12 protein-coding genes are annotated in these 11604 nt (G+C 63.7%); all 12 read right to left on the bottom strand.

Annotated elements, in window-relative coordinates; translation table 11 throughout:
- Positions 1–217 (bottom strand): hypothetical protein (locus tag ABIV12_RS14400; protein WP_348060509.1); only part of this gene is annotated, 217 nt, incomplete at its 3' end.
- 85 nt (positions 218–302) lie between these two features.
- The gene (lpxB, locus tag ABIV12_RS14395; protein ID WP_348060507.1) at positions 303–1508 is read right to left on the bottom strand and encodes a lipid-A-disaccharide synthase; all 1206 of its coding nucleotides are present in this window, start codon (positions 1506–1508) and stop codon (positions 303–305) included.
- 257 nt (positions 1509–1765) lie between these two features.
- Positions 1766–2536 (bottom strand): acyl-ACP--UDP-N-acetylglucosamine O-acyltransferase, encoded by a 771-nt coding sequence (lpxA, locus tag ABIV12_RS14390; RefSeq protein WP_348060505.1) that lies wholly within the window; start codon positions 2534–2536, stop codon positions 1766–1768.
- A complete protein-coding gene (gene fabZ / locus ABIV12_RS14385) occupies positions 2536–3003 on the bottom strand; it encodes a 3-hydroxyacyl-ACP dehydratase FabZ (protein WP_348060503.1) in 468 nt (155 codons plus the stop codon). Before fabZ ends, lpxA begins: the two co-directional genes overlap by 1 nt.
- Complete coding sequence (gene lpxD, locus ABIV12_RS14380) at positions 3003–4025, bottom strand: UDP-3-O-(3-hydroxymyristoyl)glucosamine N-acyltransferase (protein ID WP_348060501.1); 1023 nt, start codon at positions 4023–4025, stop codon at positions 3003–3005. Before lpxD ends, fabZ begins: the two co-directional genes overlap by 1 nt.
- Positions 4022–4573 (bottom strand): OmpH family outer membrane protein, encoded by a 552-nt coding sequence (locus ABIV12_RS14375; RefSeq protein WP_348060499.1) that lies wholly within the window; start codon positions 4571–4573, stop codon positions 4022–4024. Before ABIV12_RS14375 ends, lpxD begins: the two co-directional genes overlap by 4 nt.
- A 60-nt stretch (positions 4574–4633) precedes the next feature.
- Positions 4634–7042, bottom strand: a complete 2409-nt coding sequence (gene bamA / locus ABIV12_RS14370; RefSeq protein ID WP_348060497.1) for an outer membrane protein assembly factor BamA — start codon at positions 7040–7042, stop codon at positions 4634–4636.
- Between the two features lie 76 nt (positions 7043–7118).
- Positions 7119–8465, bottom strand: a complete 1347-nt coding sequence (gene rseP, locus ABIV12_RS14365; protein ID WP_348060495.1) for an RIP metalloprotease RseP — start codon at positions 8463–8465, stop codon at positions 7119–7121.
- Positions 8466–8480: 15 nt separating this feature from the next.
- Entirely contained in the window at positions 8481–9659 is a 1179-nt protein-coding gene (locus tag ABIV12_RS14360) for a 1-deoxy-D-xylulose-5-phosphate reductoisomerase (protein WP_348060493.1), read from the bottom strand.
- Entirely contained in the window at positions 9656–10486 is an 831-nt protein-coding gene (locus ABIV12_RS14355; protein ID WP_348060491.1) for a phosphatidate cytidylyltransferase, read from the bottom strand. Before ABIV12_RS14355 ends, ABIV12_RS14360 begins: the two co-directional genes overlap by 4 nt.
- 5 nt (positions 10487–10491) lie before the next feature.
- Positions 10492–11232 carry a polyprenyl diphosphate synthase gene (gene uppS / locus ABIV12_RS14350; protein ID WP_348060489.1) on the bottom strand — a complete coding sequence of 247 codons (741 nt, stop codon included), beginning with the start codon at positions 11230–11232 and terminating at the stop codon, positions 10492–10494.
- Positions 11233–11356: 124 nt separating this feature from the next.
- The coding region (locus ABIV12_RS14345; protein WP_348060487.1) for a ribosome-recycling factor at positions 11357–11604 on the bottom strand (248 nt) is incomplete at its 5' end.

The raw sequence follows: 11604 nt of genomic DNA, 5'->3' as shown, positions 1-11604 counted from the left end.
CAAACACGAGGCTGACGAGCAGCAGCGGGAATGCCACGCGTGCGCTGGCGAACATCGCGAGCACGAGGGTGGTCAGCACCAGCGTCGCGGCGAAGACTCTCTCGTTGGTGGTGTGCTCGTGCAGCGGCCCGAGCGCGATCAGCGCGAGGAACGCCACGAACGCGAATGCACGAAGCCAACCGCTGCGTCGGCGGAAAAAGGACAGCAGGACCGTCACGCCGACATCATCATCGCCGCATCGTGCGCATGTGTGCGGATGACGTCAATGCGCACTGCAGCGCACGGCGCATCGCAGCAGCGCGTCAACTCGCCAACTCGGCGATTGCCGCTGCGGCAGCGTGGCTGGCGTCGTGACGAAGCAGTCGATGCAGCCGGCGGAATTCGTCGATCAGCGGCGTGCGTTCGGTGCGATTTTCCAGCATCGGTTGAAGTGCCGTCGCGAGTGATTCGGGAGTGCAGGCATCCTGCAGGATCTCAGGGACCAGTGCGCGTCCCGCCAACACATTCGGCAGCGAGTAATGCTCCACTTTCAGCAAGCCCAGCGTCTTGACGATGCGGTAGGTCAGAGGCGCGAGCCGGTAAGCGACGACCATGGGTCGCTTGGCCAGCATCGCCTCGAGGGCCGCAGTGCCCGATGCGAGCAACACCGCGTCGGCGGCGATCATCGCGGTTTGGGCGTTGGTGGTGAAGAGAACGGACGTCGTGCGTCGCGCGTCCGATGCCCCATCCGGGTGTTCCGTTCCGGAATGCCGAACGCCCAATCCCGCACGTGCCACCATCGCCTCGAATGCAGCGCTGCACGCCGCATTGGCCATCGGTGCAACGATGCGCAATCCGGGAATGCGCTGCGTGAGCAAGGCTGCCGCGCCGGCGAAGTCGCCGCCCAGGCGAGCAATTTCCCCGAGACGGCTGCCAGGAAGGAGGGCGAGCACCGGCGCGTCGGCGGGAATGTCCAGCGCGGTGCGCGCAGCCGCGCGATCGGGTTCGAGCGGAAACCGGTCTGCAAGCGGATGCCCGACGAATCGCGCATCGACGTCGTGGCGGGCGTAGATCGGTGGCTCCATCGGAAACAGGCACAGCACGCGATCGGCGCTTCGTCCGATCTTCGCGGCGCGCTTCTCGCGCCACGCCCACACCGATGGGCTGACGTAGTGCACGGTTGCAATGCCCGCGCGCTTGAGCGATCTCTCAAGGCCGAGGTTGAAGTCGGGCGCATCGATGCCGATGAAGACCGACGGACGCGACGCGAGCACGCGACGTTTCACGTCGCGTCGGATCGACAGCAGTTCCGGCAGATGCTTCAACACCTCGACCAGACCCATCACTGCGAGCTTCTCGGCGGGATACCAGGCATCAAGGCCGGCTGTGATCATTCGCGGGCCGCCGATGCCGGCGAACGTCGCGATCGGAAAACGTTCGCGCAGCGCTGCGATCAGATCCGCACCCAGCAGGTCACCCGACGCTTCGCCAGCGACGAGGATGAAGAAGGGGGATTCGGGATTCGGCATTGGTTCGGCACGCGGGTGTGGACTGTCGTGGCAAGCGTTGCGGGTCAGATAGCGAGCACCGCTCAATACTGTCCGACGTCATTCCCGCGCAGGCGGGAATCGCTCTTGAACAGCGAAGCTGGTCATCCATTTTCCTTGAAATCGCGAATTCGGAATGGTCGATGAGCTTCCCATCCCAGAGCGATTCCCGCTTTCGCGGAAATGACGTCGGATGATGCGTCGCTGCCGTCAACGGAGGTGCGATGTTGTCTTAAGGCTCAACGCACCAGCGAACGCTCGCTGCGCTCGATGAATTCGAGCATGCCGGCGACGTCACTGCTGGTGCTCGCTTGCTCGGCCAGTCGCTCTCGCGCTTCGGACAAGGGCTTGCCGGCGACGTACACCGTTCGGTACGCGCGCTTGATTGCGGCGATGCGCTCCGCATCGAAGCCGCGGCGTTTCAGGCCTTCGCTGTTGATGCCGCGTGGCTTGGCGTAGTTGCCCGCAACGATGACGAACGGCGGAACGTCCGCATTGATCAGGCTGCCCATGCCGGCGAATGCATGTGCGCCGATCTTGCAGAACTGGTGGATACCGGTGAAGCCGCCGAGGATCACGTGATCGCCGATCTCGACGTGCCCGGCGAGGGTGGAGTTGTTCGCGAACACGACGTGGTTGCCGACGCGGCAATCGTGCGCGATGTGCACGTACGCCATGATCCAGTTGTCGTTGCCGATGCGCGTCGCGCCTCCGCCATCGCCGGTGCCGCGATTGAAGGTGGTGAATTCGCGGATCACGTTGCGGTCGCCGATCACGAGCTCGCTGCGTTCGCCACCGTATTTCTTGTCCTGCGGTTCCGCGCCGATCGATGCGAACTGGAAGATGCGATTGTCGCAGCCGATGCGTGTGACGCCTTCGATCACCACGTGCGGCCCGATACTGGTGCGGTCGCCGATCTCGACGTCGGGCCCGATGATGCTGTATGCGCCGATCGCAACCTCGGCGCCGAGCTTCGCGGACGGATCGACGAGCGCGGTCGGGTGGATCATCAGCCGGCGACTCCAGCACACAACAGTTCCGCTTCGGCGACCACCTGGTCGTCGACATACGTTCGGCCCCAGAACTGGCTCATGTTGCGCATCGAACGCTTGTGTTCCACTTCCAGACGCAACTGGTCGCCGGGTACGACGACGCGATTGAAGCGCGCCTTGTCGACCTTGACGAGATAGAACACGGTGGCCTGCGCTGCCACGGACGAACCGGAGAGTTTCACCAGCACGCCGCAGGCCTGCGCCATCGCTTCGATGATGAGCACGCCGGGCATCACCGGGTGGCCGGGGAAGTGGCCCTGGAAAAACGGCTCGTTGAAGGTGACGTTCTTCAGCGCAGTGAGTGTCTTGCCGGGCTCGATCGCGGTGACGCGATCGAGCAGCAGGAACGGATAGCGGTGCGGCAGCATTGCCGCAATCTGTTCGACATTGATCGGCAGCTGGATGGGTGGTGCGGAATCGGTCATCACTTTTTTTCCTTCTCGATCGCGTCGACGCGTCGCGCGATGGCGTCCAGATGCTTGAAACGGGCTGCGTTGCGTCGCCATTGACGATTCGGCTGGATCGGCGTGCCCGACGTGTATTCACCGGGCTCGCGGATCGAGTGCGTGACCAGGCTCATGGCATGCACGGTGACGCGGTCGGCGATCGTCAAATGACCCAGTATGCCTGCGCTGCCGCCGATCATGCAGTACTGCCCGATCGTCGTGCTGCCTGCGACCGCGGAGCATCCGGCCATTGCGGTATGCGAGCCGATGGTCACGTTGTGGGCGATCTGGATCTGGTTGTCGAGGCGCACGTCGTCGCCCAGCACGGTGTCGCCCAGCGCGCCGCGATCGATGGTGGTGTTCGCGCCGATCTCGCAGTCATCGCCGATGACCACGCCGCCGAGTTGGGGCACCTTGATCCAGTGGTCCTTCTCGAACGCGAGACCGAAGCCGTCGGCACCGATGACGGCGCCGGGATGCACGAGTACGCGACGACCGATCGCCACGTCCTGCACCAGCGTCACGCGTGCGATCAGGCGGGACTGTGCGCCGACCCGGCACCGCGGTCCGACGATGCAGTGCGCGCCAATGATTGCGCCGTCGCCGACGTGCGCATCGGCTTCGACGACGCAAAACGGGCCGATGCTCGCGCTGTCGGCAATGGTGGCTCCGGCGGCGATCACGGCACTCGCGTGCACTCCGACGACCGGCGCGGGCGTGCGTTCGAACAGGCTGCCCACGCGCGCGAAGCCCACGTACGGATCGTGCGCGATCAGGCATGCGTTTGCGTAGGCGGACGCATCGTCGGCACGCAGAATCACTGCGGTCGCACGCGTTTCGCCGAGCTGCGAGCGGTAGCGCGGATTGGAGAGAAAACCGATCTCCCCTGGTCCGGCGTTCGCAAGAGTGGCGACGCCGTGGATCAGGATCTGCGCGTCCCCTCGCAGTTCCAGGTCGAATCGCGACGCAATGTCGCCGAGTGCATAGCCGGTGGTTTTCACGGGGCCGTGGCCTTCGCGGACGTGCGCTTGAGCCGGTCGAGAATCTGCTCGGTCACATCGACCTTCGCACTCGCATACACCACTGAACCGCTGGCGACGATCATGTCGTAGCCTTGTTCGCGCGCGAATTCAACCACCGCATCGTTGATGTCGCGCCAGCTGCGATCCAGTTCCTGGTTGCTTCGCGTTTTCAGTTCCGTCGCCATCGTTTCGCGCGTGCGCTTGATCGACCGATCGAGCGCGTCGAGTTCGCGCTGCAGCGAGTCCGCGCCGGTTTTTGTTGCCGTGGGCGCTTCTTTTTTCTGGCGCTCGCGCAAGTCGGCTGCGCGCTTCTCGTCTGTCTTGAGTGCGGCGTCACGCGCTGTGAATTCGCGCTCCAGTTTCTGGCGACCGGCAATCACCTGGGGCGCATTGTCGAGCAGACGCTTCATGTCGACGTAGCCGACTCGCGAGGGCGAAGGCGCCTGCGCGACGGCTTGACCGGCGAGCATCGACGCGCCCAGCAGCAGCGCGCAAATCCGGCTTCGTGCTCGTGCAGCTTGCGTCACCCGGCCGTCTCCTCGTTGCTGAACCCGACGCGATCCGCGGTCTCCGCCTTCCGCGATGGATCAGAACGTGTTGCCGAACGTGAACTGGATCACCTCGGTATCGTCGCCTTCCTTCTTGCGAATCGGTCGCGCCAGATTGATCACGATGGGACCGACGGGCGCACGCCAGGTGAACGAAACACCCGCCGACGCACGCAGTTCGCTGGCACTGAAGCTGCTGCTGCTGTTGTTGCAGGACAGCTGCGACGTCGTGCAGAGATTGTTGCGGAACACGTTGCCGACGTCGAGGAACAGCGACACGCGGGTGCTGTCGTCCGCTTCCTTCACGAACGGCGTCGGAATGATGACTTCCGCCGAAGCAACGGTCTTGAGGGATCCACCGATCGGCAGGCGGCAGTTCGAGTTGCTCGCCGGGCAGCTGAGGGGATCGATCACATAGAACGGACCGAGCGTGTTGTCGCGGAATCCGCGCACATCCGCGACGCCGCCTGCATAGAAGTTCTCGAAGAACGGCAGGCCACCGATGTTGGCCGCATAGTTCGGATGATCCGGCGGCAACACGCCTTTCGGATCCTTGTACGTGTCGCCGTAGCCGACGTTGAAGTGGCCGTAGAAGGTGAGGCTGTCGGTCATGCGAAGGTATTGCGCGAACCGGTAATTGAACTTGTAGTATTCGACGGTCGAGCCAGGCAACGTCACTTCCAGGCTGACGGACTGCAGCGAGCCGCGCGTCGGATTCCAGTAGCGGTTGCGGGTGTCGTGCGACCACGACACCTGCATGTTCCACGCATGGAACGTGTGATGTCCGAGATTGTCGATGTAGTTGACGATCGGCTGTGGCGTAAAGCCCGGGATCGTGTTGATGCCGGTCTTGCTGATGCCCATCTGCACGTTGACCGCGTCCGATTCGGAGATCGGGATGCCGAGATAGATGTCGAACGCGTCCGTGTTGGTCAGATAGCTCGCAATGTTGAGTTCGCTTGCGTCCAGCTCCGTGTGCTGGATGTCGTAGCCGATACCGATGCCGTCGTCGGTGAGGTACGGTTCGAAGTAGGACAACTGGTAACGCTTCTGGTACTTGCTCTGCTGCGCCGACACCGAGACGCGGTCGCCGGTGCCGAAGAAATTGTTCTGCGTGACCGCGACCTGCGCAATGATGCCCTGCAACTGCGAGTAGCCGAGACCGAACTGGAACTGGCCGGAGTTCTGCTCCTCGAGCGCGACCGTCACGTCCACCTGGTCGTCCGTGCCCGGTACCTTGGGCGTGTCGATCACCACCGTCTTGAAGAAGCCGAGGCGCTGCAGCCGGATCTTCGAGCGGTCGATTGCCGCCTGCGAATACCACGCGCCCTCAAGCTGGCGCATTTCCCGGCGCACCACTTCGTCTTCGGTGTGCAGGTTGCCCTTGAACACCACGTTGCGCACGTACACGCGCTTGCCCGGGTTGATGAAGAAATTCAGCGAGACGAGGCGCTTGTCCTTGTCGATCGTCGGAATCGGCTGCACTTCGGCAAATGCGTATCCAATGTTGGACAGGGTGGAGGTGATCGCATCGACCGACTGTTCCACCTTCTTGCGCGAGAACACGTCGTTCGGCTGGATCCGCACGAGTTTGCGGACGTCCTCTTCCTTGAGAATGAGCGCGCCGGTCAGCTTGATGTCGCTGACGTTGTAGATTTCGCCTTCCTTGATGTTCGCGGTGACGAACATCTTGCGCTTGTCCGGGCTGATGCCGACCTGCGTCGAGTCCACCGCGAAATCCGCGTAACCGCGATCCATGTAGTAGGACTGCAGCTTCTCCAGATCGCCGGAAAGCTTCTCGCGCGAGTACTGGTCGTCCTTGGAATACCACGACGTCCAGTTGGTGGTGCTGGACTCGAAATCGTCCTCGATCTGCCTGTCGGGGTAAACCGAGTTGCCGACGATGTTGAGGTGCTTGATCTTCGCGGCCTTGCCTTCGGCGATGTTGATCGCGACTTCGACGCGGTTGCGGTCGAGGTTGACCTTGGTGGTCTTCACCGACACGTTGTATTTGCCGCGGTTGTAGTACTGGCGAATCAGCTCGCCTTGCACTTCGTTGAGCTTGAGGTCGTCGAACGCTTCGCCCTGGGCGAGACCGATGCCCTTCAGGCCCTTGAGGAGATCATCTTCCTTCAGGTCCTTGTTGCCACGGATCGCGATTTTCGTGATCTGCGGCCGTTCCTTCACCGTCACGACGAGAATGTCGCCTTGCCGGGCGAGCTGGACGTCGTTGAAGAAGCCGGTCTTGTAGAGCGCGCGGATTGCCTGGTCCGCACGGTCCGGGGTCAGCGAATCGCCTTTCTCCACCGGCAGGTAGGTGAACACCGTACCCGGCGCAATGCGCGAGAGTCCCTCGACGCGGATGTCGGAGATGGTGAACGCATCAAAGGCCAGGGCATCCTGAGCGGTGAACCAGGCGAGCAGGAACAGGGCGGCAATACGCTTCATTTTTACTTCCGTCAGGGCGTTGTCAGGCTCGCGGCGACCAGCCGCGGCCTCTGTCGTAATGGGGCAAACCGTCGGATCAGGACGCGATCCGCAGGATATCGTTGTAGAACGCGAGGCCCATCATGGCCACAAGCAGGGTCAGGCCGACGTATTGACCGGCAATCTGCATGCGTTCACTGACCGGACTGCCCTTGATGATCTCGATAAGGTAATACAGCAGGTGGCCGCCGTCCAAGATCGGGATCGGCAGCAGGTTCAGAATGGCGAGGCTGAGGGAGATCGCCGCCAGGAAGGTCAGGAACCACGCGATGCCCATTTGCGCCGATGTATTGGCGACCTGGGCGATGGTGATCACCCCGGACAGGTTCTTCAGGGACGCGTGCCCGGTGACCATTCCCCACAACATGCCGACGGTCTGGCGCGTCTGGTTGCCGATTTCGCCAAACGCCGCGGGAATCGCCTGCAGCGGCCCGAAGCGCTCCACTGCATCCTTCGCCTTGGCGCGAATCATGATTCCGAGCACCCATTTGCCCTTGCCGTCGACGGTGCGCCGCTCTGCCGTCACGGTGAGCGGAACGCGGGCGCCATTGCGGTCGACGGCCAATTGGAGCTGCGGATTTTTCGCAGCCTGATCGGCCAGCGTGGTCGCGAAATCGCTGAAATTCCGCACCGGGACGTCGTTGATCGCTGTGACCCGATCGCCCGCCTGCATGCCGCCGCGCGCGGCCGGCGTGTCGGCCTCGACGTTGTCGACGATCGGCAGCGGCGGCTGGATGCCGAGGCCGATCCGATCGAATGCTGCGGCGTCGGGTGCGCCCGGCGGCAGTTTGCTGAGGGCCAGCGTGACGGCGCGCGTGGATCCATTCGCGCCCGCGACCTCGATTCCGACGTCCTGGTGAAGCGCAGCGGCTTCGGACACCGCCTGCATTGCGTTGCTCCACGAGCCGATCTTCTGCGTGCCGACCGCGACGATCCGGTCGTCCGCGTGCAGTCCGGCTTCGGCGGCAAGGCCCTTGGGCGTATCGATCACCGGCACATAGTCGGGACGGCCGATCACGAACATCAGCCACAGTGCGGCCACGGCAAAGATGAGGTTGAACACAGGGCCGGCGGCGGTGATCGCCATGCGTTGTCCGACCGTCTTGCGATTGAAGGCGCCCTTCAGGGCCTCCGGTCCGACCACGCCTTCGACCTCGCGCTCGTCGAGCATCTTCACGAAACCGCCGAGCGGAATCGCCGCAATGACGAACTGCGTGCCGTGGCGGTCAAACCTGGACCACAGCGTGGGCCCGAATCCGATCGAGAACTTGAGCACTTTCACGCGGCAATAGCGCGCGACGACGAAGTGGCCGTATTCGTGGAAGGTGATGAGGAGGCCGAGGGTGACGAGCAGCCACCAGACGGAACCGAAGAATTCGCTCATGGGTATTCCTGGCGGTCAGCCGGAGAGTGTGGCGATGATACGTTGGGCGTGCGTCCGCGCAGTTAAATCGGCGTCAAGCACGGCAGCGAGGTTGGCGGGCGCGGTCGCCTCGGCATGCGCGAGACACCGCTCGATGGTTTCGGCGATGGCGAGAAACGAAAGCCGCCCTTCGAGGAACGCTGCGACGGCCTCCTCGTTGGCGGCGTTCAACACCGTGGTTGCGTTGCCGCCGGCGTTCAGTGCGCCAAAGGCGAGATCGAGGCAGCGAAAGGTGAGCAGATCCGCTGATTCGAAGTCCAGACGCGCGACCTTCAGCAGATCGAGCACTGGCACGCCGGACTCGACGCGCTCGGGCCACGCGAGGGCATACGCGATCGCGGTGCGCATGTCCGGATTGCCAAGCTGGGCCAACACCGAGCCGTCGACGTACTCGACCAGCGAATGGATGATGCTCTGCGGATGCACCACTACTTCGATGCGTTCGACCGGCGCGTCGAAGAGGTAGTGTGCTTCGATCACTTCGAGGCCCTTGTTCATCAAGGTGGCCGAATCGACCGAGATCTTTCGACCCATTCGCCAGTTCGGATGCGCGCAGGCGCGTTCGGGCGTGACATCGCCCAGATCCGCTGCCTTCAGCCCGCGGAACGGGCCGCCCGACGCGGTGAGCAGAATGCGCCGGACACCGGCCGTCGACAGGTCGGCGCGCTTGGCCGGCAGGCACTGGAAGACTGCGTTGTGTTCGGAGTCGATGGGCAGCAGGTCGCCGCCGCCCTCGCGCAATGCCGCGGCCAGCAGCGGCCCGGCCATGACGATCGCTTCCTTGTTGGCCAGAAGCAGTCGCTTGCCGGCCCGCGCGGCAGCCAGCGTCGATGCCAGCCCGGCCGCGCCGACGATCGCGGCCACGACGGTGTCGCAATGCGACCCGGACGCCGCTTCAACCAGCCCGTCAGGTCCGGACGCGACGCGACAATCGATCCCGGCTGTTTTCAAGCCACTGCGAAGATCCGCTTCGCATGCCGGATCGGCGATCACCGCCAGTGCAGGGCGAAAGCGCGTGCACAGTGTGATCAGTGCGTCGACGCTGCGGTGTGCGGCGAGCGCGGTGATGCGGAAACGGTCGGGATGACGCGCGGCGACGTCGAGCGTGCTCGCGCCGATCGAACCGGTCGCGCCGAGGACTGCAATGCTCCTCATGGCGCAAATGCGAGATCGAGCAGGAATTTCCCGGCGGCAAAGACCGGAATCGCTGCGAAGAGGCTGTCGAGGCGATCGAGCAGGCCGCCGTGGCCGGGGAACAATGTGCCGGAATCCTTCACGTTGGCTTGTCGCTTGAGCAGGCTTTCGACCAGATCGCCGAGAATCGACGCCAGAATGGTCAGCAGCGACAGCACGACCAGCAGCGCGAGTGCAGCGCCCCGAAGGTGGAACAGCCACCCGCTGAGCAGCGCGACAGAGCCCGCGCCAGCCAACGCGCCCCATACACCGGCCAGCGTCTTGTTGGGGCTGATCTGCGGCGCGAGTTTGGTGGTGCCGAAGCGCTTGCCGGCAAAGTACGCCGCGGAATCGGCTGACCAGATGAGCACAAGCGTGAACAACGCCCATGCGTGACCGTGATCCGGATTGCCATGGATCATCACCAGTGAAAGCCACGCCGGCAGAATCGCAAACTCGGCGGCCACCAGTTTCTTCACTGCGTTCTCGCGCGTCGGCGCAGCCGCGTACGAGGAATGACGCATCCACAGCAGCGCCAGCATCCACCAGCCGATCCCTGCACCGATGACGTACCATGCTGCGGGTTCGTTGCGGATCAGCCAGAGCAGCGCGAAGGCAACCGCGTTGGTCACGACCACCACACCCTGCATCGTTGGAGAGGTGACGCCGGCCAGGCGTGTCCATTCCCACAACGCCATCAGGCAGAGCGCGGCGATGATCGCGGCGACCGCTTCGGTCGGCAGGAACAACACGATCGCGATGGCGACCGGTGCCAGCACGAGGGCGGTAAGGATGCGTTGTCGAAGCATGCGCGTCAGCCGGTGGCGCGCACTTGCGCGGTCGTGAGGCCGTAGCGACGCTCGCGGCGTGCGTAGTCGGCAAGCGCCGCATCAAGGGCCGTCGCGTCGATGTCCGGCCACAATGCGTCGGTGAAATAGAGTTCCGCGTACGCGATCTGCCACAAAAGGAAATTGCTGATCCGCATTTCGCCGCCGGTGCGGATGAACAAGTCGACCGGCGGCTGGTCGTCGAGACAGGTGAACTGCCTGAACATTGTTTCGTCGATCGACGTCGCCTCGAGTTCGCCTCGCGCGGCAGCCATCGCGAGTCCACGCGCAGCCTGCACGATGTCCCAGCGCCCGCCGTAATTCACCGCGATGTTGAGTCGCAACGCGGTATTGCGGTTGGTGCGGACCATGGCGCCGCGCATGCGCGTCGCAAGCTCGGTCGAAAATGCGGACAGGTCGCCGATGAATTCGATCCGCACGCCGTTCGCGTGGAGTTCGCCGACTTCGCGATCGATGGCCTTGAGGAACAGTTGCATCAGCGCACCGACTTCCTCGTCGGGACGCTTCCAGTTCTCGCTCGAGAACGCGAACAGCGTCAAGGCCTCGACGCCGCGCTGGCGACAGAACTCGACCGCCGCGCGAACCGCCTTCTGACCTTCCCGATGCCCGAACACGCGCGGTCGGTGACGCCGCTCGGCCCAGCGGCCGTTGCCGTCCATGACGATCGCGATGTGGCGCGGAATTCGGGTTGGCGGGTCGGAATCCATCAATCTCGATCGTGGAAAAAGCCCGTCGTGGGGCGCGCGGCAGGCATCGCCGGGAGAAGTTGCGGACAGCGCATTCATCGGTGGCGTGCCGACGGCCTGATGGGGCGATCGATGACGGCCATCCCTACATCGACATCAGCTCGTCTTCCTTTGCCTTCACCACGACGTCGATGTCCCTGACGAACTTGTCGGTGTATTTCTGGATCTCTTCCTCGGCACGACGCTCTTCGTCTTCGCTGATCTGCTTGTCCTTGATCAGTTCCTTGACCTGGTGCAAGGCATCCCGGCGCACGTTGCGCACCGCGACCTTGGCGTCTTCCCCTTCATGCCCGACGACCTTGGCAAGCTCGCGACGACGCTCTTCGGTCAGCG

The organism is Dokdonella sp., assembly GCF_039926425.1.
GTDB lineage: Bacteria > Pseudomonadota > Gammaproteobacteria > Xanthomonadales > Rhodanobacteraceae > Dokdonella_A.
The sequence above is the reverse complement of the archived record's forward strand: the minus strand, read 5'-3'. Positions and strand labels throughout refer to the sequence as shown.